Here is a 25905-nt window from a genome sequence, read left to right as displayed (position 1 = left end):
ATCCTAAAAAAACGAACAAAAATACAGCTTATATCCCCATAGCTAAAGCTAGGGGTTTTACGCTGCTTTTTGATAAAAGGGGAGTTACTTATGAATTTACCTATACAACATAATTCTCAGAGGAAACCTTTGAAGGCACAATTCATCGCAGCTCTAAAACAGCTCGTTCGTTTTGGTTGGGAGCAGGCTCTATCATGTTTGTTTCCTGTTGTTATTTTTGCCTCTTTGGCTATTACACAAATCCTTCCACTTCCCTTCCTGCCACGGTATGACTGGCTGCTCATCATCTCCCTTCTGATGCAGTGGTGGATGGTCCGTACTGGGCTTGAAACAAGGGATGAGCTAAAAGTAATCACACTGTTTCACCTGATTGGACTCGCTCTTGAACTTTTCAAGACACATATGGGCTCCTGGTCTTATCCAGAGGAAGGATATTTCAAAATTTTTGGAGTGCCTTTGTATAGCGGATTCATGTATGCAAGTGTGGCGAGTTATCTTTGCCAGGCGTGGAGGAGGCTTAAGGTTAAACTGATTAAGTGGCCGCCATTTTCCGTAGTTGTATCTCTTGCAGCTGCTATTTATTTGAATTTTTTCACTCACCATTATTGGTTTGATGTTCGTTGGTGGTTATTTGGACTTGTCATAATCGTCTTTTGGAAATCATGGGTCACATACGAGGTTGTTGGAACTCGTTACCGTATGCCACTCGCACTTTCTTTTGTGCTGATCGGATTTTTTATATGGATAGCCGAAAATATCGCAACGTTTTTTGGAGCATGGAAATATCCAAACCAAACCGATGCATGGGGCCTCGTTGATTTAGGAAAGGTGAGTTCATGGGTCTTATTAGTGATCGTCAGCTTTCTTATAGTAGCGACGTTAAAGCAGGTTAAGGGGACAAATCCCACTTAAAAATAATATTCAGATAATTTTAATTAACGACTGCCGTTTAATATTAATGTGAATATTCGGATTACAATTAATGTAAATATTCTGGTTGTTGTTATCGTTCATGTTAATGTTAAAAGACAAAATAAAAACCCACTAGAAATCAGGATCTTCCCAGATTTGCTTTGTTTACTGTCTTCATTGCTTGTAAAAAATCCTTTTCATGTCCGGCTTGATCTTACAGTAAAGGAGATAATTAAATTGGATTTTCCTATAAAGCAAGGGGACGGAGCATGAGAACCGTCCCTTGATTCATTTTTCATTTCAAAAAGGCGAAAATTGGAATCGCTTCCATTAATTTTAATTGTTTACCCCTGAGCAAGTCTCAGGTTATAATAAAATTTATTATTTTGGATATCGAAATAAATGCAACGAGCAAAAAATACTTCTTTTATTGAAAGGCGATGGACATTGAATAAACCTAGTGGGAAAAAACGAATACAGCTTGCCATACTTCTTGGATCACTTGGATTGTTAGGACCCTTTACAATCGATACGTATTTACCGTCTTTTCCAACGATTGTAAAAGATTTTCATACGACGGCTTCACTTGTACAAATTAGTTTAACCTCCTGTTTATTAGGCCTGGGATTGGGGCAATTGATCATTGGACCTTTGAGTGATGTGAAAGGCCGCCGACAACCCTTGCTTATCTTTATTACCTTGTATCTACTTGCTTCTATAACATGTGCGTTGGCGCCGAATATCTATTTCCTTATCATTGCTCGTTTAGTCCAGGGCTTTGCTGCTGCTGGCGGACTTGTGATCTCTAGAGCGATTGTTCGAGACCTCTTTAGTGGGAGGGAACTGACCAAGTTCTTTACGATGATGGTGTTAGTGGGGAACCTCGGGCCGATCGTTGCACCGATTGCTGGAGGGGGGATTCTTGCTTTTACCAATTGGCATGGTGTTTTTATTGCATTGGCTTGTGTAGGTGCGGTGCTGCTCTTCACAGTTGCTTTCAAATTAGAAGAAACGCTGCCAACAGAAAACCGTGTTCCAAGCAATTTACCACAAATCATGAACAACTTTGGTTCTTTATTCAGAGATCGAACGTTCATGGGGTACGCACTGACTCAAGGATTTACTGTTGCAGGAATCTTTGCCTATGTATCTGGGATTCCATTTGTCTATCAGAATATTTACGAAGTCACACCGCAGCAATTTAGTTTATTATTTGGGACCAATGGATTAGCATTAATTATTGGAAGTCAGATGGTCGGCCGCTTTGCAGACACTATTTCGGAGCGGACTTTCTTAAAAATAGGTTTAGCCATCGCTAATATTGCGGGTGCCGGTTTACTCATCGCTCTACTATTAAACGCACCACTTCTCGCAGTTGCGATTCCGATTTTCTTTTTTGTATCTTCCATCAGTATTATTGGAACCACGTCTTTTACTTTAGCGATTGAAAACCAAGGACATATTGCGGGTAGTGCCTCTGCCTTATTAGGTTTGTTGCCATTTGTACTTGGGTCATTAACGGCTCCACTTGTGGGAGTAGCAGGGGCGTATTCAGGCGTTCCTATGGGCGTCATCATCTTTTGCTCCAGTTTACTGGCTTTCCTATCCTATTTTGTATTGGTACGAAAAGCTTCGCTGCGGATACCACTATCCAATGACCAGTGCTCAGTAAAGAAACCCAGTATCTAAAAAATATAAAATGAAAGGAGAACACATTTCGTTAACCAGCGAATGTGTTCTCCTTTATTTATCTACCATGAATCTAACGTTAAACGTACGGATGGAACTTCCCAGCTTGAGGCGCAGGTTAGTAAAAGATAATTCCAAGATTCGCTTTATTTTAAAAATTGTAGAGGCTTATAGTAAAATGATAGGAGAGGAGTGTGATAACAAATGAAAGCACAAGTGATTAAAAGATTTGGAGATCCATCTGTTTTCGAGATTGCTGAGCTTCCTAAGCCTGAAGCAATTCCTGGGCATGTTGTTATTCAAGTAAAAGCAATAAGTGTAAATCCGATTGATACAAAGATTCGCGGCGGAGCGGTACCAGCAGTTGCACCAGAGTTTCCGGCGGTGTTACACGGCGATGTAGCAGGAGTTGTTGTAGAGGTCGGAGAAGGAGTAACAGAGTTTAAGGTCGGTGATGAAGTCTTTGGTTGCGCAGGTGGTTTTAAAGGAACAGGCGGTGCCATTGCTGAATATATGCTTGCGGATGTGCAGCTTCTAGCTCCTAAACCAAAAAATGTTACGATGGCACAAGCAGCGGCGCTTCCTCTAGTAACAATTACTGCATGGGAGTCACTTTATAATCGTGCAAATGTTCAAAACGGACAAACGGTCCTTGTTCATGCAGCCACAGGCGGGGTAGGTCATGTGGCAATTCAACTAGCAAAGCTAGCCGGTGCCAAAGTGTTCACAACGGCTTCATCTGAGGAAAAGTTAAGCATAGGAAGGCGTTTGGGTGCAGATGTGTCCATCAATTATCGGGAACAATCAGTGGAGGAGTACGTAAAGGAATATACAGATGGAAAAGGGTTTGACATTGTGTTTGATACTGTTGGTGGCGAAAATCTCGATCTATCGTTCCAAGCTGCTGCCACATTCGGAACAGTATTAGCAATCGCGGCGCGCTCAACGCACGATTTGTCTCTTCTTCATGCCAAGGCACTAACCTTACATATTACCTTCATGCTTTTAAAAGTAATTAATAAGGAGACAAGGCAGGAATACGGGAAGATTTTGAGAGAAGTAACGAAGCTTGTAGAAGAAGGGAAACTCAAGCCTTTAGTCGATGAAAGAGTTTTTAATTTTGATGAAGTAAAGGCAGCACATACTTTCCTGGAATCTAAAAAGGCAATTGGAAAGGTCGTAATAACAAATGAATGGTAAGTAGTGGGGAAAATTTTAATTAATTTAAGGATATACTCTCACTAAAGAAACCAAGTTTTTAAAAATATAAATTAAAAGGAGAACACATTTCGTTAACCAGCGAATGTGTTCTCCTTTATTGATCTCCTATTAATCTTAATAAGAACATATAGTTTAGGATTTTTCCTTTCAATATATTTTTATTTAAGGTTAATCCGTATATCTAACACCTTTTAAGATCATATTGACCTTTAATTTAGTACCTTGGACAATATTTTTTCGAAATTCCTTTGCCTTTTTGAAGGCATCCATCATTCCTGATGCTAAAATCTTAATTTCTCTAGTACGCACCGGTTCTTCTAGAAGAAAGATATATTCTTTCATGCGGTTTCACCTCTCAAGTTATAATTTTAATATAATTATATACGATTTTGTAAGCGATTACCACACTTATTTGTGAACGTTTTCACTTATTTCAACAATAGTTTGTTTAGGTTTATGAAAATGAATACATGTTAAACACTACTATTTAGACCTAGTATGTCCTAGATATCGAGAATGGTAGAAAATACCTTAATACAAAAGGCCTGCAATTTTTTACAATATCTTTAAAATACATTAATGCTACATATAACTTCATTGAGTACAATTTCCCTAGTAAGTGTATGTATTTCTTTGCACTCTATCTATTAGAATACACAAAAACACTCGTCATTCAGTCACAATGTTACTACCAAATAAAAAGGAGACTGACTTAGGTGCCAAATTACAGGGGAAAATCAAAAATATTGACAGCTGTTTTAGTATCAGCAAGTATTTTCGGAAGTTTATGGATGGCTCCGATTGATAGTTTAACCAAGGCTCATGCAGCGGAGCAAACTATCAAACAGGAGAATTTCGACCAAATCGCTAATGGAATGCTGCCTGCCGGCTGGAAGCTTGTACAGGGAGATGCCAAGGTCGTTGACGGCAAACTAGTATTATCGTCTCCATCTTCCAGCGCTCCTGCCAGAGTAGTTATTCCTTTAGGAAACCAAACAGGGAATTACGTTTTTGAAGCAGACATGACGTTTCAAAGTGCAGTAGAAGACACCCGATGGGCTTCATTGATGTATCGTGTTCAGCCGAATTCTTATCCGTATTATCAATTCGCGATGCGCAAAGGCACTACGGCGTTGAACGGGCTGGAGTTTGCGATTCGGAATGAAAGCAATCAGTGGGTTGTGCCCGAAACGAATTTTTATCCTGAAAATATGACTTTTAATAAGACTTATCATATAAAAGTGATTGCAAGCGGAAATCGTGTGCAGCAATTTATCGATGGCCAGCTTGTGGTTGATACGGACCAGGCCGGGAAATGGACAAATGGAGATGTTGGCTTTCAAGCGAATGGGACCACAGTTCAGTTCGATAATGTTCAAGTGAATGAATATCCAAATGCCCTTCCTTCTTTAGCAAGTACGAACGCATTTCTACCGCAAGAAGTGAAAACGAATATAGTAAACCCGCCTACGATTATTTCGCAATCTGTTGCACAAGAAGGTGCAGCTTCAGTTCTTCTGCATGCAAATAGGAACGGGCAGGGGCAATGGACGGTTGACGGGGCACCTATTGAAAAAGCCCTAGATAACATCAAAGGCAAATTCATTCCGGTTGTTCAAGTGGAAGAACATGCGGATATTGAAGGTCTCGCGAATATCATGAAGGAAACACAGACACAGGATTTTCAAATTTTATCCAGCAATCCTGCAATCGTTAAAGAAATGAGGGGTTATATTAAAACGGCTCGCGGTGCCCTTCTTTACAATAAGACATCCTTCAATAAGAATGACATTGCCGCATTTGCGCGTGACATTCATAAAAGTGATGCAATGGTGGCAGTAATACCACAAAAAAATCTTAGCCCTGATACCGTTCATTATTTGCATAGCCGTGCTATTTCCGTTTGGGGAATCGGTGCTGACGATTTGCAAGCGGCCCATTCGATTATTCATCTTGGAATAGACGGCATTGTAACAGATAAACCTTCAGCTTCCATTGAAGCTTTGGGGCAGTATCCAGAGAATACCCTTGTGCAGCGTCCTGTGGTTGCTGCACATCGAGGCGTACCTTCCATTGCTCCTGAAAATACGATCGCTTCCTATCGAAAGGCCTATGAATTAGGTGCGGATATGATTGAGACTGATGTTCAGAGGACGAAGGACGGTAAGCTAGTCATTATGCATGACTATTCTGTGGACCGTACAACCAACGGTAAAGGGTATGTAAAGGATTTAACACTTGAGCAGATTCGTTCCCTGGATGCCGGCAGCAAGTTTAGTCCAGAATTCAAAGGGGAGAAGGTACCTACATTTATAGAGTATTTAAATGAGTTCAAGGGGAAAGATGTAGTCCTGCTTGTAGAGATTAAGGCGGATGGTATCGAGAAGCAAGTGATGGAGGAAATTGAGCAAGCCGGTATGGTTGATAACGTCGTGATTCAAAGTTTTAATGCCAATCATATCAGAAATACCCGCAGTCTTAACCCTGAAGTTGGCACTGGTTATCTTTATTCGTCAGGTGTACCATCCACGGTAGAAAGCAGGCTGAAAAAAGCTCAGCAAATGATGCAGTACGGGGCCAGCATGAACGCGACACTGAACGCAGACTATGGGAGTCTGAATCCGGAATTCATCCGATTCATGCGCCAGCGCGGATTCCTGAATATGCATTGGACGTTTAGAAACGAGGATCCGTTTGGCCAAGCCTTGGAGGCTGGCGTTGTCGGACCAATCACAGACTATACTCAGTGGCTGACGGATGCGCCGATTCGTCTGGAAATTCCGAACAAAAAGGTCAACCTGAAGGTCGGAAAATCAGCAACGATTCAGGTGAAATCTTTTGTGAACTATCGTGAAGCCAAAACGGAAAATATTTCGACTACGCTCTTTGTAAACAGCGGAGAAACAAAGGTGAAAATCCAAGGAAATACCATTCAAGCGATTGAGCCTGGAACGGTTAATGTATTTGCGATGCATACCTTCCAAATGCTTGGGAAGGAATGGCATTTAGTAGCTGAGCCGATTGAAGTAACGGTTACAGAATGATAAGTTAGACAAATGCGCCTCTTTCAATGGGAGGCGCATTTTATTGTTATCGGTAACGATTATCCAAATTCTATCTTTACCAATAAATAATAGATAATTTACAAAAAGGAAACATGGACTTAATATAGCCTTGCTAATCTATTAATAGGTTTAGTTTTTTAAATCCTTAATAAAAGAAATTAGGAGGCTTTGTTATGAGTAATCAGGATTCTAAATTAGAAATGGACAGACGGAAATTTATCAAAATCGGTGGAATGAGTACACTTGCCTTAACACTTGGATCAGCCGGCCTTCCAGCTGAATTGTTCACTGGCTCAGCACATGCCGAATTAAATGATGATATCAAGCTTCAATTTAATCAGGACGGAAAACTCAAAATCGTACAGTTTAACGATACACAGGATGATGAAAACATTGACCGCCGGACTATACAGCTGATGGAAAAAGTGCTAGATACAGAAAAACCTGATTTTGTGGTCCTTAACGGAGACAACATCACAGGAGGCTGTGACACGCCAACGGAGATGAAACAAGCGATTAATAATATAGCCCAGCCATTGGAGCAAAGAGGGATTAAGTGGGCCATTACTTTCGGGAACCATGATGAGGATTCAACTCCAAAAAGCGGCCTTGATGAGGAGGACATGCTCCGGATTTATATGTCATACCGATACAATATGAACAAGCCTGGAGTAAAAGACATTACTGGAACAGGGAATATGAATCTGCTTATCAAAAATTCCAAAGGCACGGATGCCGCTTTCAACCTCTGGCTGCTTGACAGCGGGAGATATGCTCCTTCAACGATTGCAGGTCAAGACTTTAAAGGATACCCAACATGGGACTGGCTTCGTTTCAACCAGGTTAGCTGGTATTATGAGACCTCCAAAAAACTGGAGAAGCAATGGGGGCATAAGGTTCCTTCACTTGTATTCATTCATATCCCTCTCTGGGAACACAGATTTATGTGGTTTGGAAGTGTTGACGGAAGAACGAACGCACATCATGCCACTGCTTTGAACAAACACAGCATTGTAGGAGAAAGAAATGAAGAGGAATGCCCGGGTCCAATTAACGGCGGCATGTTTTCAGCTATGCTGGAGAGAGGCGATGTAAAAGGGGTCTTCTGCGGACATGACCATGTGAACACGTATATGGGCAATTATTATGGAATCTTGCTAGGCTATGCTGGCAGCACTGGCTTTGGTACATACGGCCTTCCAGGGGCAGAACGAAATAGATTGCGCGGTGCCAGGGTGTTCAATTTAGATGAAAACACCGAGAACGTGCTAGTGGAAACACATATGGTGTTTGCTAAGGACTATGGCATTGATCTAACAGCCAATGATCAGAGTATTGCTCCAGCTCCTATTGATGAAAGCAAAAAGCATGAAAAAGTTATAAGAAGTTAAAATCCATTAATGATTTTTCGTAAAAATTAGTGGATTTAGCCATCAGTCACCCTTTACTTGACTGTAAAGAATAAATTTTAAAGCTTAACAAAGGAAGGGCAGATGAATCCTCATCTGCCTTTTTTATGTCTTTAATATTCAATAAATTAAGTCAAAAAAAAACGATTAAAGCTTCTTTTAGGCACATTTTCTCCTAAAGAGGAAACTCGTATCCTACCTCTCTTAAATTCTAGCAAACTTAAATATAATTAGCGTGTTCGATCAGATGCTTTATATTTTGAAGCTGAAAAGCGCCATATATTCTATCTTTGGAGGTAAGCTCATGGATAAAATACTGTTGTAACTGTTCTTTATCCGTAACCCGTTTTACGATGCTGTTATCCGACCAATCGTGAACCTCTTTTTCATTTTCATCGTAATTAAAGAATACCAATGTGTTGATCCATGTGGTAATATCTTGATCTTGTAAATAATTGGATAGGATGACGGCGGACTCCTGAACCTGACTAATTGGATTTTCATATGTCTTCACAGTTAAAGCTCCCGACTCATCCTTATCAAATACGAGCGTTTCCTCTTTTTCACTATCTATTATCTCTGTTAAGAACGAAAACTTGTGGCCGCCCATTCTTTTTAATCCCAAAACGATGTGGCCTTTCCAGTGTTTTGTTTCTATTATATATATACCGGTTGATAAAAGGACGATGTGATCAATCTGCCGCGTATTACCATTTATCTCAGGAATAAAAATGTTCGGCATAATAATCATTTCATCTGGTGAGATAAGTGTCTTTCTAACTAGATCTGATTTGAAATTTTCTAGTACCTGATGGGTAATGATTTCCTCACCGTTTCGATAATTTTTCCGAATCACTTCGTTTTCGATCAACAGTTTTTCTATTTCACGTTGGAATGATTCGTTCAAACGCATGACCTTCTCATCGAATTTAGTTGCTGCAGTTTCCATCGAAGCCTTTTGCCATTCTTTAATGGCTGTTACTTCTTGGAAATGGTTGCTTCTCATTTCTTTTTGTTTCGCCTTTTCCTTTTTTACGATAAAAATAAGCCAAGCAACAGATCCAGCTAGTACTGTGGAAATAATTATCCAGGTCATTTCATTTCTCCTTGTCTATCAGATCATATTTAATAGTTTTTTAATAGCATTTTATCTAATTCACGGACTTTATCATAGGAATTTACTAATTTTTCAGGTACCAATGTTCTGCCAGAATCCCAAGCATTCTTTTCTATTTTAGCTAGAAGCTGTGCTTTTTCTTCATCTTCGAAATATTTTAATACCCTTAAATCATGTTTGTTATTCTTAAATTCTAAATAATAACCGAGTTGACGATATAGAATAATTTTAACACAATCTTCATCTGTCTTTTTAATTTTAAAGTTAATATTTGCAATATATCCATTAATTTGTAAATAGTTAAACTTAATCGTATTCGTCGATACATTAAAGCTCATAGGTGCAAGGAGTTTATTGTTCATTTCATAATCAATAGTTAATTGGTGCTCTTGCAAAGTATTTTCAATTATTGCCTCAATATCTCTTATATAAAGCATTTTCTCGATCGCTACCTTTCAAAATCTACTACTCTTATTTTTAAGAAATAATAGTAGAAAGTAAATCCATCTATTTTCCTTTAGACTTTATTCCTATCGCATGGAGTGGCGGGATATCGCCGCTTGCAGGGTCTTTTTTCATAGATTGTCTTTATTGGCGTATGGAAGGTAAAACCATTCATAAAAAAACTATGTCTGATTCCCTTACAATATTGTTCAAATTTTACTGAACAAGGAGTATATTCAGGTTAACAAGTTAACAAATGTGTTTAAATTTTAAAAATATATAGACACTTCTGTGTAATATGTTATAAGGTTGGATAAAGGAATTACATAATAAACAATAATGTTCATTCTATGAAGGAGGTTTGAAGGCATGGAATTATTAATGAGAAATATGTTTCAATCGCTTGGGAAGAATACCTCAGCTAACAAACTAGCAAAAAAATACGGTTTGCGTTTTGGAGCAGGGCGATTTGTAGCGGGGGAATCCATCCAAACAGCTATTGATTCCGTGAAAAAGTTGAATCATGATGGGAAAATGGTCACTTTAGACCACCTGGGGGAATTTGTTTATACAGAAGAAGAAGCACAGGAATCAACTGCCATGTGTGTTCAAACCCTCGATGCGATTGCTGAAGCAGGGGTCAACTCCAATCTTTCTCTTAAAATGACATCGCTTGGCCTAGATATTAGCAGAGAGTTATGTATGAAGAATATGCGTAAAATTCTTAACCGGGCTAAACTCCATCAGAATTTTGTCAGAATCGATATGGAAGATTATGATCACTGTCAAGTATCATTGGATATTTATAAAGAGCTTCGGAAGGAATATGACAATGTAGGACTCGTTATTCAAGCCTACCTTTTTAGAACAGAACAGGATATCGCCGATTTACATCAACTGAATGCAAACCTGCGTCTCGTAAAAGGGGCATACAAAGAGTCTCCAACCGTTGCTTTTCCGGAGAAAAAAGAGGTCGATGAAAATTTTAAAAAGATTATTAAGCAGCATCTATTAAACGGCAACTATACAGCGGTAGCCACCCATGATACAGCGATGATTGACTTTACAAAAACGCTAGTCAGTGAACACCGAATAGCTAAAGAACAATTTGAGTTTCAAATGCTCTATGGAATTTGTGAGGATATTCAAGCAAAACTAGTAAAAGAAGGGTTTAATGTCCGTGTGTATGTGCCTTACGGGGTAGACTGGTTTGGTTATTTTATGAGACGGTTGGCTGAAAGACCCGCCAATGTCTGGTTTGTTCTTAAAAATCTATTAAAATAGCAATTTTATATAAAAAGGAGTCGGAAAATTATGACAACCGCAACACAACAAGCACCTTACAAAAATGAGCCTTTTACCAATTTTTCTCTGGAAGAAAATAAGCAATCGATGACTGCAGCTCTTGCAAAAGTGAAAACGGAGCTAGGCAGGAAGTATCCGCTCGTGATCGGCAATGAAAAGTTATTTACCGAAGAACAAACCATTTCCATTAATCCAGGAAATGTAGATGAAGTCATCGGATCAGTTAGTAAAGGGAACAAGGAATTAGCTGAACAAGCGATGCAGGAAGCGTTGAAAACCTTTGAAACCTGGAAAAAGGTTGCTCCGGCTGAGCGTGCGGAATATCTATTCAAAGCAGCAGATTTAATGAGACAGCGCAAGCACGAGTTTTCTTCTTACCTTGTCTATGAATCAGGGAAAAACTGGGCTGAAGCTGACGCTGATACAGCAGAAGCCATCGATTTTATGGAATTCTATGCAAGAGAAATGATACGCCTTAGCGAGACAAGCATTCATCAGCCGCTTGTAAAAATTCAAGGGGAAGACAATCAAATTTCTTATATTCCTCTTGGTGTTGGGATTATCATTTCTCCGTTTAACTTCCCATTGGCGATCATGGCGGGAACAACGGTCGCAGCGATTGTATCAGGAAATACGGTTATTTTGAAACCGGCGGATGCTACTCCTGTGATTGCAGCCAAATTTGTGGAATTAATGGAAGAGGTCGGTCTTCCTTCAGGCGTCCTCAACTATATGCCAGGGGATGGAATCGATGTGGGTGAGTATTTGGTCGAGCATCAAAACACTCGGTTTATCTCTTTTACAGGCTCACGTGCTGTCGGATGCCGTATTTATGAAAGAGCATCAAAGGTTCAGCCTAGCCAATTGTGGTTAAAGCGTGTTATTGCTGAGATGGGCGGCAAGGACGGGGTTGTTGTCGATGAAACAGCCGACTTGGATGCAGCAGCAGCGGCGATTGTCGCTTCGGCTTTTGGCTTCCAAGGACAAAAATGTTCCGCGGGCTCGAGAGCGATTATTGTGGAATCGGTTTATGATGAAGTGGTTGAGAAAGTAACGGAGTTAACAAAAAATCTAACAGTGGGTCTTCCTGAAGAGAACTATGCGATTGGACCGGTAATCGACCAAAAATCAGTAGATAAAATCATGGGCTATATCGAAATTGGCAAAACAGAAGGCCGATTGCTTACAGGCGGCTCAAGAGCAGATGGGAACGGCTTCTACATTAAACCAACCGTGATTGCGGATGTTCAACCAAAAGCCCGGATCATGCAGGAGGAAATCTTTGGCCCGGTCCTTGCCCTAGCGAAAGCAGCTGACTGGCAGGAAGCGATTGAAATCTATAATGATACGGACTATGGATTGACGGGCGCTTATCATTCCCAGGATGAAGAACGCATTCAGTATGCCCTTGAAAACATGTATTGCGGAAACCTTTATATTAATAAAAAGTGTACGGGTGCATTAGTTGGTGCCCATCCATTTGGCGGATTCAACATGTCAGGAACCGATTCAAAAGCTGGCGGATACGATTACCTGCTGTTGTTTACGCAAGCGAAACTGAAATCTAGAAAACGTTAATCACATCCTAAACGGGGAACCCCCTCTACAGGGGGGGATTCCCCAAAAAACAACCGTGTTTAAACTTTAATTGTAAGCGCTTCATGTGATTTTTGGAGTCAAAAATAGAATGGGGGATGGGCTTTTGAATACACAGATTCTTATTTCTATCGGTATTTATATGGTGGGTATGCTGATCATTGGTTATTTTGCTTACAAGCGAACGTCTAATCTAGAAGATTATATGTTAGGCGGAAGAGGGCTGGGGCCTGCTGTGACAGCACTAAGTGCTGGGGCATCTGATATGAGCGGCTGGCTGCTCATGGGTCTTCCCGGGGCGATGTTTTCTCAAGGTGTGAGTGCCTCATGGATTGCGATTGGTTTAACCATAGGGGCCTATTTAAACTGGCTTTATGTCGCACCACAGTTAAGAACTTATACAGAGAACGCCAACAACTCGATGACCATTCCTGCGTTTCTTGAGAACCGTTTTGGTGACCGTTCGAATATGCTGCGCTTGACCTCTGGACTCATTATTATTGTCTTTTTTACGTTCTATGTATCGTCAGGAATGGTTTCAGGCGGGGTTCTTTTTGAAACCACCTTTAATCTGCATTACCAGGCAGGACTATGGATTATCGCTGCTGTTGTGATTGCCTATACTTTATTTGGCGGATTTCTAGCGGTGAGCTGGACCGATTTTGTACAAGGTTTAATTATGGTAACGGCTCTAATTTTAGTCCCAGCTGTGACCATAATGGAAGTAGGCGGATTTGGGTCCGCATTTCAAGAAATAAAGGGGATCGATCCTAAGTTATTTGATATTTTTAAAGGGACCACTTTTTTAGGAATTGTTTCGTTGATGGCATGGGGCTTAGGGTACTTTGGCCAGCCGCATATCATTGTCCGCTTTATGGCTATTTCGTCCGTTAAAGAAATTAAAAAAGCAAGACAAATTGGTATGGGCTGGATGATTTTTTCTGTCGGTGGTGCGATGTTTACGGGTTTCATCGGCTTGGCTTTTTATTCGAAACAAGGTCTCATACTTTCTGATCCTGAGACCGTCTTTATTGAACTAAGCAGAATTTTATTTCATCCATTAATTACTGGATTTTTACTGGCCGCATTATTAGCAGCGGTGATGAGTACGATTTCTTCCCAGCTGCTTGTGACAGCAAGCTCACTGACTGAAGATGTGTATAAGACGTTCTTCCGCCGCTCAGCAACAGATAAAGAACTACTGTTGATCAGCAGACTATCGGTGCTAGTCGTTTCCTTTATTTCAGTTGTGATTGCCTTTGATAAAAATGGAACCATTTTATCGCTGGTCGGATACGCTTGGGCTGGCTTTGGAGCCGCTTTTGGTCCTGTCATTCTGCTGAGCCTTTACTGGAAACGGATGAATAGATGGGGCGCTCTTGCCGGAATGGTTGGCGGTGCAGTCACGGTCATCATTTGGGCCAGTGTACCGGTATTAAAAAATAGTTTATATGAAATCATTCCAGGATTCATCGTAGGCTTGACAGCCATCTGGATTGTCAGCTTAATGACTCCCGAACCGAGTGCGCAATTACAAAGAGAATTTGACGAGTATAAACACTCGGCATAACCATAATCCTATTGGCCCTGAAACTGGTAGAACCAAAAGAGTAGGTTTATAGAATATTTTTGTGAAAATGCTGATACCCGAATAATCATACGGGTTCAGCTTTTTTTATTAATGTTCATTCATATTAGGAGAGTCCTACTGGTGCGCTATTACGATATCACACCTAAAGGGCTGGTTCGCTAGAATAGCCGTTGAATTTATGTTAAAGTGAAGAAAAAGCTTGAAAGGATTTTAGTATGTTCAAAAGTGCACCATTTATACTGGATGACTCCTTTACAATTGTAAATTATCATATACCATTACTAGAAATAAAAAAGAAACTTAACGAGTACAATTTTGTTATTGTATCAGGTGGAACCTACTTTATCATTACTCATGATGAAAACAGCCTGATGGCCTTAGGTGACGACTCCATACCCATTATTGATTGGCTTGAACAGCTCCATTGGCTGGAATCCACCGTCATTTCTGATGTCAATGAAATCGATACCTCTGTTGATTGGCGCAGACCGGTTCTAGTTAAAAACGAAAAGGGAATAATCGGTGTTTTTTCAGCTGAAAAGAGGATCGAAATGCTTGAAAAAGAAAACCGCCAAGTTTCTGCTTATTTTCAGACCTTAGCGGAGACGATTAATGAATCGGTTACAGCGGTCGATCAAGCGGGACATGTCGTCTATTGGAATACTACAGCAGAAGAAACCTATAAGATTAAAAAAGAGTACATTCTCGGAAAAAAAATAGGGGAACACTTTCGTGATGAATCGATTGTCCTTCACCGAATTTTAAATGAAGGACGCCCGGTAAGAGGACAATATCATCGACCTGATAAGGATACGCATGTTCTCATTAACGCTTCACCCATCATGATCGAAAATAGGATTATTGGCGGCGTCGCGACCGAACAAAATATCACGAAAATTATCCGGCTTAACGAAGAATTGGATTCAAACTCAACCTTGCTTGTTCAAAAATCCAATCCCTTTTCAACTCTGGTAAGCGGGAGTCCTAAATTTCAGGAAACCTTGAAGATTGCGCAAAAGGTTGCCCATGCGGATATCCCCATCCATTTAACAGGGGAACCTGGGTCTGGTAAGGAAATGCTTGCACAAGCGATTCATTATGGCGGCACAAAAGCCGAAGGTCCTTTTATCACACTAAACTGTTCGGTCATTCCTCCTGCCTTGTTGGAAATGGAACTTTTCGGATTTCAAAAGGAAACCTTTACAGCGGAACAACAAACCTTACAAATCGGTCGGATCGAGCAAGCCTTAGAAGGTACGTTATTCATAGAAGATATTGATAAGATGCCGCTTCAGGTCCAAGGGAAACTATTAAATTATATGGTCGATCATCGTTTTTACCGGGTGGGTGGAGTTGAGAAAATTACCTCGCCCACACGAATCATTACCTCCACCTCAGAATCGATTGAGGTTCTCGTGAAACAAGGAAATTTTAACGAGCAGCTTTATTTTCATTTATCCGTTATTACGATCGATATCCCGCCATTAAGAACCAGAAAAGAGGATATCATTGCTCATACCCAGAACTATATTCAAGAGTTCAGCTCTAAGTATAAAAAGCCTGTCCCGGAGATCTCTTCTGAAACGATGAACCAGTTAGTGAACTATGATTGGCCAGGAAACATCCGTGAACTTAGAAACACGATGGAACGGTTGGTTCTCCTTAATGACAAATCCGTTATTACCGATGAACATTTGCCTGATACTATGAAGAGTCAGTTGATTGTGAAACAAACGAACAGCCCAATAGGGGAAAGTGATCAACAGGAAGATGTTGTAATAAATTCTGAAGTGTTAGAGATTGAGGAAGCCTTACGTAAAACGTATGGAAATAAAAGTGCAGCGGCTAACCTTTTAGGGATTTCAAGAGGGACATTATATAACAAAATAAAAGAATTTGGATTAAATTAAACGGAAAATACACTTTAAAAATTATATTTAGGTTATATAAGTAAACCACTTGAAATTAAAAGGACCACACATTTTAGATATGTCTAATATGTGTGGTGTGATTTTAAAATAAGTTTGATTAAAATCCTGTATTAATTTAAACATGATTTTTCATTGAAGTCGGACAATATGCCTCAGATGGTGCAAAGATAATGATTGTATAATAAATAATGGGTTGGATGGCATGCGTGGCCGTCAGCGTATCTGGCGTAGGTGGGGCCGATACTAGGGACAGATGAAGATTGTCCTTGTAGTAAAATATTTAACATCGTTCGTTAATACATGTGGAAAATCAAGGATGAAGGAGAATTATAAGAAAAACTTTATATACAAACTACGTGCTGGATCGATTAAATCGATATCCAGTTTTTTTTATTGGTAATTCGATCAATACTCCGATATTTAGAAATGACTTTTACGACACCGTTCATTCTCAAAATTTTTAAAGATATGAATGAAACGGGTTAAAATGATTTACCTCTAATTGCGGATTCCTATTTTTCCACGCCTCAATATAACGGCCCTTCTCAGTTTGAGTGGATGTTCTCCACATTTTGCTGAAAGTGCCAATTGCCAGGGTGCCCAACAAGCTAACACCGACGAATACTTAGAGTTGAACCTTTTATCGGACGTTTGAAGACTTAGGGCTTTTTTCTTTGTATTTTTTTCGTATAAGAGCGGCAAACAACAGAAAAAGCGGAATCATGATTTCTATCAAGGGAACATAAAAAGCCCCAGTCGTAGAAAAATAGTGACCCATATATTGAAGATTGGGAGTTACCCATATACTGCATATAACTTGGAGGAAACCTAATGGAAGAACAATCGATTTGTAATCAGACAAATCCAGCCACTGGGCTGTCCCAAGTACAAGGGCATAATAAAAAAACGAAAACTTAACAAACACACCGACTATCCAAACTGCCATGATAATCGCTTCAACATGCTCAAAAAAATCAGCTAGGCTGATATACCTGACAATATTCATCACTGGATATAACTCTTGCTGAGTAACCCCGCCAAGTACAAGTACTGAAGCTAAATTTGTAACCACCATGGTCAGGATGATAGCCATAACAGAAATCGTCCCCCATTTCCCCACTTTTTCTCGATCTGACAAAAACGGTAGCAAAAAAGATAGGTAAAGAAGATCACCAAACCACGCCACAATAAAAAAAGCCCCTTTTAAAGAAGGTAGAAACCCATTTCCCATGATCGGAAGTATGTTTCGTGGTTCCATATCAGGCAAAAGCATCAAACTCACCATCAGAAGAGGAATAGTAAACAATGGAAGAAAAACCAATGCTGCGCGCGCCAGCACTTCCACACCGCCTCGTACAGCGAAGGCACAGACTAGAACCATACCGGCAATCACCACTATGATCGGAGTTTTAAAAAGTCCGGTAGTGATGATGAACTCGGCATACTCACGTAAAATGAGACTGTTATTGTGAAGGAAAAAAAACAAATAGAAAATCCCGAGTGTTTTCCCGCCAAATCGCCCCATAATACTCACACTATATTGAATGATATTTTCTCCTGGATAAAGCTTGTGCAATTGGAGGACAACAAACACCATCAACAAACCGATGGGACAGTTCCATATCGGAGATATCCAGAGATCCTGCTTGGCGTATGTTGCTGTAATGGATGGAACAGTAACAATGCCTGTAGCCAGGATGGACGGATAGATCATAGCACCCATCTGAAAAGCAGATATTTTCCCTTTTTCGATCATTCTTTTTTAACCTCATTAATTAATTTTTTATTAGTATCTCCTTAAAATATTAGGAAAAACATTTTAACGTTCGAAAATTATCATTATGATAAATTATTAATTGATTAAATAGCGATTTCCTGACTGAGCCATACGCAAAGGGCAATGAGTTCGTTTGCTTGATACTTACTAGATCGCTGTACAAAGCTAACTTGTGTGGTACTCCATGCCCATCAAGTTAAGAAAAATAATGGACAACTTGATGTTAACTGGCTTTCTGTCGATTTCTATTCCGTAAGACAGCGATAAGTAGCAAGAACGTTGGGATGACCATTTCGATTGTCATATTATAAAAAGGTACGATTCTCAAAAAATGGACCAATTCCAACAAGCTAGGGATGGACCAAAAACTAAACAGTATCAATAGAAAACCAAGTGGAAATACGACCGGTCGACAATTAGAAAGATTCAACCATTGTGTTGTACCTAGAACAAGTGCATAATAATATACTGAGATTTTGATAAACGTACCTGACACCCAAATCGCCACGATAACTGGATCTATTTGTTCAAAAAAATCAGCGATGCGGATATAACGAACAGCGAACATCACAGGATAGAGATAGTTAGCAGTATTTCTTCCAAAGACGAAAAATGTGGTCATATTGAGCAAAACTAAAGTGATCATGATACCAAATATAGAGATGATTCCCCATTTCATCCCTTTTTCTTGATCAGTTACAAAGGGAAGTATAAAAGAGATTAGAATGAAATGGGTGAACCACCCCATTGGGGTAATCGCCCCTATAATGGGAGGGGTAATTCCCTTCTCCAAAATAGGAAGAATATTCTTCGGGTCCATGTCCGGAATAAGTAGAATTACTATTACTCCCCAAAGTAAAACCACAATCGGTACAAAGAATTGGGAAGCCCTCCCCAATACTTCTAAACCACCACATACGGCAAAGGCACAGACGAGAATCATTGTTGAGATAACTACGCTAATCGGGGTTCGGGGAAGAAAGCTACCTACAATGAACTCCCCATACTGCCTAATTATTAGGCCATTCACGTGCAGAAAAAAGAATAAGTAAATAATCCCGAGAATTTTACCAGGAATCAGGCCAATAATGTGTTTGCTATATTGGATAATGGTTTGGTTCGGATACAGTCTGTGTAATTGATAAGCAATAAACAAGGTAAATAATCCCATGAGGGAAGCGATTATCGGTGAGATCCATAAATCGTTCTTGGCAAATTTTGCAGTAATCCCTGGGAGTAAGAGATCAGCTGTTCCCACTACTACCGGATACATCATTATTCCCATCTGAAAGGATGAAATCTTTCCTTTTTCCAACATCTTTTACCCCTTATTACTTTTTTATTAGTATATCCATATCATGTAAATATTTAGATCAAGGAAAGAAATACTTGGCCTATATCACACGTTATTTAATTGAAGAGCATTTAGGTAACCCTACGGAACAAATTCCTCATTGCGTTGGTGCAAAAACATTATGGGATTATCGTTTGCGCCATCCGGCTGGATACATGGATGGAACTTTATCGATATGATACAAAACGCGTATCCCGGAACATTTCACCCTTTAGAATTTAAACAGGTTTCGCATGTTACTGGCAGGGGGAAGAGGGGCGGAAAAGAGCGATAGAAGCAGTTCGTTATGTCATTGTAGAAACATATAACATTCCCTTTCAGAATGGATAGAAAATCAGATAAAGCCGTTCTCCTCAGGTACAAGAGATTTCCAATTAGATAGGATAGATTTTCTAGATACATCGCAAGATAAAGATAAGTTTCACCACGATTTTCCATACAACCTTGAACAAAAGGAAGGCGCTGTCCATGTTCTTTCGAAAAAATCGAAAAAGGTTCCATCAGCAAAAACCACTCAATACGCAACAACAGGTTACCGGGCAGCAAGTTCTGCTATCTTCCGATCTGGATGAAAACTTACAGGTTCTTCACTCCATGTATCAGGATTGCATGGATGTAGTCTTTCGGACATTTTTGATCGGTGGACAAACAAAAGCCGTCCTTATATATATAGAGGGTTTATCTAATCTTGAAGAGCTTGATGATAATGTACTTGCCCCACTTGCATCAGAAACAGAAGGCAGGGTTCGCAGTCCGCGTGAATTGTTAGAGAAAAAGATACATATTTCAAAAATGAAAGAAGTTAAGACGTTCGCAGAGTGTATAGAGTATATCTCAATCGGGTTCTCCGTACTTTTAGTACATCAAGCAATGACCGGACTTGCTTTGGGTTTGTGCAAATGGGAAAAGCGATCGATTGAAGAACCGTCGGCAGAGAGTGTCGTGCGGGGGCCGCGGGAAGGTTTTGTGGAAACATTGCAAGTCAATACCTCCCTGCTCCGACGAAAGATCAAAAGTCCTGACCTCAAAATGAAATCGATGAAAATCGGGCGCTATACTGATACTCATGTTGTAATTGCTTATATTAAAGGACTTGCTGATCAAAACTTGATTGAGGAGGTCGAAAACCGGTTGCAGCGGATTGACATAGACAGTGTATTGGAAAGTGGCTATATCGAGGAACTGATTGAAGACAATCCCTATTCACCTTTTCCTCAACTCATCAATACAGAGAGGCCGGATGTAGCAGCTGCTAATCTCCTGGAGGGGCGTGTAGTGATCTTGGTAGACGGTACACCCTTTGTCTTAATTGCTCCGATTAGTTTTTTTTCCTTGCTTCAGTCGCCGGAAGACTATTATCAACGTTTCCTGATTAGTTCAGCCATCCGATTGCTGCGCTTTGTGTTTATGGTTTTATCTATTCTTTTGCCTTCTCTCTATGTAGCGATACTAACCTACCATATGGAGATGGTGCCGACATCCTTGCTGATTAGTGTAGCATCTTCACGGGAATCTGTGCCTTTTCCGGCGCTGGTGGAAGCATTAATGATGGAAATAACCTTTGAAGCGCTGCGTGAAGCAGGGGTTCGGCTTCCGAAACAGGTCGGGGCGGCCGTTAGTATTGTCGGCGCTTTAGTCATCGGGCAAGCGGCCGTTCAAGCTGGTCTGGTTTCCGCTCCGATGGTCATTGTTGTTGCGATTACAGGCGTTTCCTCCTTTATGGTCCCGCACTATACGCAAGGGATCGCATTACGAATGCTGCGCTTTCCTATAATTTTTCTTGCTGGATCCCTGGGTTTGCTTGGGATTATGCTTGGGGTGATTACAATCGTCGTCCACTTATGTGGGTTGCGTTCGTTTGGGGTTCCATACCTTTCACCAATCGCTCCGATGAAGAGTGGTGAATTGAAAGATGCCTTGATTCGAGCACCATGGTGGAAGATGAATAAACGACCACATTTAACTGGTGAATTCAATCCATATCGACAGGCCCCCGGTCAAAAACCGAATCCGGGCAAAGGAGACGAATCGTAGAGTAAAGATTTAACGAGAAGGATGTGAGTAAGGATGAAACTCTTTCGGTCTCAAAACATTACAAAGTTGTACCTCGTTCTTCTCTTGTTATCGGTTAGTTTCCTGCTTACCGGTTGCTGGGACAGAAGAGAAGTGAATGAGACGGCGCTGATATTAGGGGCTGCTATTGACAAAGAAAAAGGGAAAAACATCAGGCTTACCATTCAAATTTTGATTCCCCGGGCTGTGAGCAGCGGGCAGCAGGGAGGAGGCGGAGGCGGAGGAGGTCCTCAGGTCTTGGTGAGATCGGCAATTGGAGAAAATATGGCAGATGCTGCGTCAAAGCTCCAGACAGAATTTCCACGCAAAATCTTCTGGGGGCATTGTAAAGCGTACATTATCGGGGAGAAGCTCGCGAAAGCAGGAGGTGTTCATGAGCAAATTGACTTTTTACTTCGCCACCCAGAACCTCGGGAACGTGCTTATTTGTATGTTAGTGTCGGGAAAGCAGCAAATATTCTAGAATTAAAGCCACCTTTAGAGCTATACGTAGGAGACGCGCTCCGGAAGCTTGCTGAGATGCGTATTGGTACGAGTATTACCGTGAAAGATTTTGAACAGATGTTAACAGGTGATACAGGGGCGGCTCTCCTGCCATTGATTAAAAAGTTACCGCCATTGACTGGAAATAAACAAGAAACGATTGCTAATATAATCGGGACTGCTATTTTTAAGAAAGATAAAATGGTCGGTCAAATTGATATCAGAGTAACTAGAGGACTGTTGTGGTTACGCAATGAAGTCGAAGTGACTGCGGTGACGGTAAACCCCAAAAAAGGAGAATCTATATCGTTAGATCCTATTCGTGAAAAGACGAAGCTCATCCCTACCATAAAGAATGGAAAGTGGAAGATCCTAGCCAAGGTCAAATCGGAAGGTACGATTGTGCAAAATGGAAGCCATCTTGACATTATGAGCCCCATCATTACGAAGAGGATAGAAAAGGACTTAGAAAAAGACATCAAACAACGATTAAACTTATCCCTGAAACAAGTGAAGAAAGAGATGAATATAGATGCGTTCGGTTTTGGAGATGCGTTTCACCGTAAATACCCTAAAGAATGGGAGAAAGTCAAAGATCATTGGGATAAGATCCTTCCGCAGGTAGACGTAAAAATAGCTATTAAAACGCGTATACGCCGACCTGGTTTGAGTACTTCACCGGCGGGTGTTCCGGAAAATGAGGTAGAAAAGAAATGATATGGACTGTGTTAGCAATAACAGTAGGTGTGGTTCTTATCACATTATATGAATGGCCAAAAATAAATCAAAATCAGAAAAAGGAGAAAGCGGCCTTTGTAACCTTAACGGCCATGGGGTGGCTGCTTTCTATTCTCCTTCTGTACTTTCCGGACATGCCAGGTCCTACACAGATGATTGAAAAACTTTTCAAACCGCTTGGTAAGTTGCTTGAGAAATAGTAGAATCATGGGAAATTAGTCAATAGAAGGAGACAAGAAAATGATGGAGAAAGGAAAAATTTCTGCATTTCAGATGGCACTTATGATATTACCACCGATAATATCAACCAGTATTCTCGCTGTTCCTGCTGTTACGGGCAGCTATGCGCATCGTGATATGTGGATTTCTCCAATTTTGGCGTCCCTCAACGGATTTTTTACAGCATTTATTGTATATCAGTTACATAAAATCTATCCAAAGGAGACTATCATTCAATATAGTCAGCATATTGTGGGGCGGATTCTAGGAAAAGTACTTGGATTGATCATTTTGTTCTTTTTCTTGTACCTATCTGGTACGATCTGTAGGGAATATACGGTTTTTGTTATTGATACCTTTTTTCCTAAAACCCCGATGATCGTAGTCATTGGAAGTATGGCTCTTGTTTCTGCTTTCGCTGTACGAGGTGGTGTAGAAGTGTTGGGAAGAGCCGCTCAACTGTTCGTTCCGATCTTTATGTTCCCACTGTTATTGTTGATTCTACTCATACCAAACTTTAAACCAGAGAATATGTTTCCGATCATGGAGCGCGGTATCATGCCTCCAGTCATGGGAGCAGCTCAACCGATGGTTTGGTTCGCTGAAGTCTTTCTGATGTCTATACTGCTTCCTTTTTTGACAGATCGTGAAAAAGGGATGAAATGGAGTATGATCTCGGTGGTTGTTGCTTTGTTAACTATGGTTTATCTCGATATAGTTAGCCTTTTCGTGTTGGGAGAATCAGCATCCGATTATACATATCCAGTATTTATTGTTTTCCGACACATTAGTGTTGCTACCTTTTTTGAACACCTTGAGTCCATCTTGATGGTTGTTTGGGTGCTGGGGGTTTTCGTCAAATTTTCAGTGTTTTATTATGCGCTTGTTCTAGGAACTGCCCAATGGTTAGATCTATCTAACTACCGACCCATTGTATTTCCACTTGGTTTTTTGATAATTTTATTCGGTATATGGGAATATCCCAACTTTCAGGAACTGACCAGATTGTTAGAACTATCGCTCCCTTTTATGAAACACCTATTATGACGTTAATTCCGATGTTGCTATTACTCATCATAATTGTAAAGAAAAAGATCAGTAAATTGAAAAACAAATCAAACACCATAAATGATTAATGTACATATAAAAATCATTCGGTTCTGATGTAAACCACAGAACTACCGATAATCCTTTCTTATAGATTGTGAAGGAATGTATTTAAAGTAACTGGCAGGTGGAACAAGAATAATAGAACACTTAACACTATAATTTGAGCAATCAAAATAAATAGATTTGCACTGGAATTGCTATGCACACTCATTTTATTGTTTAATTCCATTTGTTTTCAGTTAATTTTATTATGAATTTGAGTAGCTGCGAAAAGTGCAATATTTGAAAGATTTTTGAGCGATCAAGGTTTAAATTCTCACTCATCTTCTTACGAATTTTCGAGCCTGGAAGCCATTAAACAATGTGTATTGTGTGGATTAAGGATTGCTCTCGTCCATAAAATTACCGTTATACAAGAATTAGAGCAACATAGATTAAAGGCTCGTCCCATTGATAAAAAATATGGGTACATTTCCACTTATTTAGCTTATCGAAAAGACAAATGGATTTCACCGCTAATGAATTATTTTATAGAAGAAGTTAACATGCATTTTTTTAAAAAAAGTCATGAGGTTTTACGCAAACTGCAGCACTAGAAACTGCACAGGATGGCATCACGGTTAATGCTATTATGCCTGGACCAGTACGGACAGAATTAATTGAAAAACAGTTACCAAAACTAGCAGCAGAGGATGGAACAACTGAAAAAGAAGCTCTAAACCATCACATCTCAGGTAAACAATGGATGCAACGTTTACTTGAGCCATCAGAAATTGGTGCTACAGCTGTCTTCTTGGCCTCGGATGGTGCAGCAGCGATTACAGGTGAAGGAATTGGTGTAACAGGCGGAATGTAGTTAGTATTCAATTAAAGGGCGCTTTAATTGAGGAAGGATCACAGAAATGATCAAAATTTTTTATAAAAAAATGATTCAATTGAATATATTAAGAGCGTGTTTTGATCAATCTTTTTTTCAAAACACGCTCTTTTTTTTGTATGTATCGATCTTATAAAATACAAATTCAGCCGGAACATGAATTGTTCGACTACTGTGACTCACTCTGTTTTAAAGCGAAAAACTTGTACAATATCACCAACTACTATATTAGACAGGTTTACACAGCTTTAAACAAAGAAACAAGAAATGAAAATCAACTTCAAGTTCTAACAGATATTCAAGACCATTTACCTCAAATGAATAAAATTCGTCTAAAAAGTTTTGAGAGAGCCCGATCTAGGCCTAAAAAAGTAGATAAAAATGGTCATGTTTTGGAGCCAAAACCAAATCTATTTAAAATGCCCCATCCAAAGAAAGCATTCCTTCCCTATAACTTTGTAGAAGCACTGTTTAAAGTGATGAAACAAACCGATTACCTTTCTATGCCCTCTCAGTCCAATCAACAAACCTTGAAAAAAGTTTATGATGATTGGAAAAGTTTCTTTGAAGCCTCTAAGAAATATAAATCCATGCCTGCTAGCTTTTCAGGAAAGCCAAAGATTCCTAAGTATAAACCGAAGAATGGACGTACGACTTCTTATTTAACCAATCAAATTACCAAAATTAAAAATGGAAATGTGCTTTCATTACCAGGTACTCCTCTTACATTAAAACTGGGGAAAATCGCACATATAGATGGTAAACTACAACAAGTGCGGATTGTCCCGACTTATGGCCGGTATGTAATGGAAGTCGTTTTTAAAAGTGAAGATGAAAAAGAGATCAAACGATCAGAAAAACAATTAGATGAATGGATATTTGAGCCGAAACGAGTAATGGGTATTGATCTGGGCGTAGATAACCTGGCAACTATCATCGATAACACGGGGCTAAAGCCTCTGCTTATCAAGGGCAAATGGTTAAAATCGATCAA

General features: G+C 39.9%; 21 protein-coding genes and 1 pseudogene. 17 read left to right on the top strand and 5 right to left on the bottom strand.

The genetic code is table 11. From position 1 onward, the window contains the following. The first annotated feature begins 144 nt into the window (after positions 1–144). From AB7942_RS28335 to AB7942_RS28325, 3 genes are all read left to right on the top strand, one after another. Positions 145–912, top strand: a complete 768-nt coding sequence (locus AB7942_RS28335) for a DUF817 domain-containing protein (protein ID WP_369449437.1) — start codon at positions 145–147, stop codon at positions 910–912. Positions 913–1314: 402 nt separating this feature from the next. After that, positions 1315–2601 (top strand): Bcr/CflA family multidrug efflux MFS transporter, encoded by a 1287-nt coding sequence (locus tag AB7942_RS28330; RefSeq protein WP_369449435.1) that lies wholly within the window; start codon positions 1315–1317, stop codon positions 2599–2601. 204 nt (positions 2602–2805) lie between these two features. Then, positions 2806–3801, top strand: a complete 996-nt coding sequence (locus tag AB7942_RS28325; protein ID WP_369449434.1) for a zinc-dependent alcohol dehydrogenase family protein — start codon at positions 2806–2808, stop codon at positions 3799–3801. 189 nt (positions 3802–3990) lie between these two features. Here AB7942_RS28325 and AB7942_RS28320 read toward each other — a convergent pair whose 3' ends face one another. Continuing rightward, complete coding sequence (locus AB7942_RS28320) at positions 3991–4164, bottom strand: hypothetical protein (RefSeq protein ID WP_369449433.1); 174 nt, start codon at positions 4162–4164, stop codon at positions 3991–3993. Positions 4165–4538: 374 nt separating this feature from the next. On the opposite strand from AB7942_RS28320, the gene AB7942_RS28315 reads away from it, so the two are divergent. Then, on the top strand, positions 4539–6866 hold the full coding sequence (locus tag AB7942_RS28315) for a glycerophosphodiester phosphodiesterase family protein (RefSeq protein ID WP_369449432.1): 2328 nt from the start codon (positions 4539–4541) through the stop codon (positions 6864–6866). Positions 6867–7060: 194 nt separating this feature from the next. Then, entirely contained in the window at positions 7061–8278 is a 1218-nt protein-coding gene (locus tag AB7942_RS28310; RefSeq protein ID WP_369449431.1) for a metallophosphoesterase family protein, read from the top strand. Positions 8279–8516: 238 nt separating this feature from the next. On the opposite strand, the gene AB7942_RS28305 is transcribed toward AB7942_RS28310, so the two are convergent. Next, entirely contained in the window at positions 8517–9392 is an 876-nt protein-coding gene (locus tag AB7942_RS28305) for a nuclease-related domain-containing protein (protein WP_369449430.1), read from the bottom strand. Between the two features lie 29 nt (positions 9393–9421). After that, complete coding sequence (locus tag AB7942_RS28300; RefSeq protein ID WP_088087610.1) at positions 9422–9850, bottom strand: hypothetical protein; 429 nt, start codon at positions 9848–9850, stop codon at positions 9422–9424. Between the two features lie 376 nt (positions 9851–10226). On the opposite strand from AB7942_RS28300, the gene AB7942_RS28295 reads away from it, so the two are divergent. The 4 genes from AB7942_RS28295 to AB7942_RS28280 all read left to right on the top strand — a co-directional run bounded on the left by AB7942_RS28295 (position 10227) and on the right by AB7942_RS28280 (position 16259). Continuing rightward, entirely contained in the window at positions 10227–11141 is a 915-nt protein-coding gene (locus tag AB7942_RS28295; protein WP_369449429.1) for a proline dehydrogenase family protein, read from the top strand. 30 nt (positions 11142–11171) lie between these two features. Continuing rightward, positions 11172–12740, top strand: coding sequence for an L-glutamate gamma-semialdehyde dehydrogenase (pruA, locus tag AB7942_RS28290; RefSeq protein WP_369449428.1), 1569 nt, complete (start codon positions 11172–11174; stop codon positions 12738–12740). 124 nt (positions 12741–12864) lie between these two features. Then, positions 12865–14328, top strand: coding sequence for a sodium/proline symporter PutP (gene putP, locus AB7942_RS28285; RefSeq protein WP_369449427.1), 1464 nt, complete (start codon positions 12865–12867; stop codon positions 14326–14328). Positions 14329–14564: 236 nt separating this feature from the next. Beyond that, positions 14565–16259, top strand: a complete 1695-nt coding sequence (locus AB7942_RS28280) for a sigma-54 interaction domain-containing protein (RefSeq protein WP_369449426.1) — start codon at positions 14565–14567, stop codon at positions 16257–16259. A 661-nt stretch (positions 16260–16920) separates the two neighbouring features. Here AB7942_RS28280 and AB7942_RS28275 read toward each other — a convergent pair. Both AB7942_RS28275 and AB7942_RS28270 read right to left on the bottom strand, forming a co-directional pair. Continuing rightward, positions 16921–18036, bottom strand: coding sequence for a GerAB/ArcD/ProY family transporter (locus AB7942_RS28275; RefSeq protein WP_369449425.1), 1116 nt, complete (start codon positions 18034–18036; stop codon positions 16921–16923). Positions 18037–18280: 244 nt separating this feature from the next. Then, a complete protein-coding gene (locus AB7942_RS28270) occupies positions 18281–19375 on the bottom strand; it encodes a GerAB/ArcD/ProY family transporter (RefSeq protein ID WP_369449424.1) in 1095 nt (364 codons plus the stop codon). A gap of 71 nt (positions 19376–19446) precedes the next feature. Here AB7942_RS28270 and AB7942_RS28265 point away from each other — a divergent pair, with 71 nt between their 5' ends. The 8 genes and pseudogenes from AB7942_RS28265 to AB7942_RS28230 all read left to right on the top strand — a co-directional run. Next, a complete protein-coding gene (locus AB7942_RS28265) occupies positions 19447–19590 on the top strand; it encodes a DUF4046 domain-containing protein (RefSeq protein ID WP_369449423.1) in 144 nt (47 codons plus the stop codon). 289 nt (positions 19591–19879) lie between these two features. Beyond that, the gene (locus AB7942_RS28260; protein WP_369449422.1) at positions 19880–21445 is read left to right on the top strand and encodes a spore germination protein; all 1566 of its coding nucleotides are present in this window, start codon (positions 19880–19882) and stop codon (positions 21443–21445) included. Between the two features lie 33 nt (positions 21446–21478). Continuing rightward, entirely contained in the window at positions 21479–22684 is a 1206-nt protein-coding gene (locus tag AB7942_RS28255) for a Ger(x)C family spore germination protein (protein WP_369449421.1), read from the top strand. Beyond that, complete coding sequence (locus AB7942_RS28250) at positions 22681–22905, top strand: hypothetical protein (protein WP_369449420.1); 225 nt, start codon at positions 22681–22683, stop codon at positions 22903–22905. The genes AB7942_RS28255 and AB7942_RS28250 overlap by 4 nt, the downstream gene beginning before the upstream one ends. Before the next feature lie 40 nt (positions 22906–22945). Further along, positions 22946–23971, top strand: coding sequence for a GerAB/ArcD/ProY family transporter (locus AB7942_RS28245; protein WP_369449419.1), 1026 nt, complete (start codon positions 22946–22948; stop codon positions 23969–23971). A 341-nt stretch (positions 23972–24312) separates the two neighbouring features. Next, positions 24313–24630, top strand: a complete 318-nt coding sequence (locus tag AB7942_RS28240) for a LysR substrate-binding domain-containing protein (protein WP_369449436.1) — start codon at positions 24313–24315, stop codon at positions 24628–24630. Beyond that, positions 24618–24890: pseudogene (locus tag AB7942_RS28235) on the top strand (SDR family oxidoreductase); the annotation flags it as partial. The gene AB7942_RS28240 and the pseudogene AB7942_RS28235, both read left to right, overlap by 13 nt. Positions 24891–25114: 224 nt before the next feature. Next, positions 25115–25905 (top strand): nuclease/transposase family protein (locus AB7942_RS28230; RefSeq protein ID WP_483310942.1); only part of this gene is annotated, 791 nt, incomplete at its 3' end.

The sequence above is a fragment of the Neobacillus sp. BF23-41 genome, from assembly GCF_041106275.1.
This window is presented reverse-complemented; position numbering and strand designations above follow the sequence as displayed.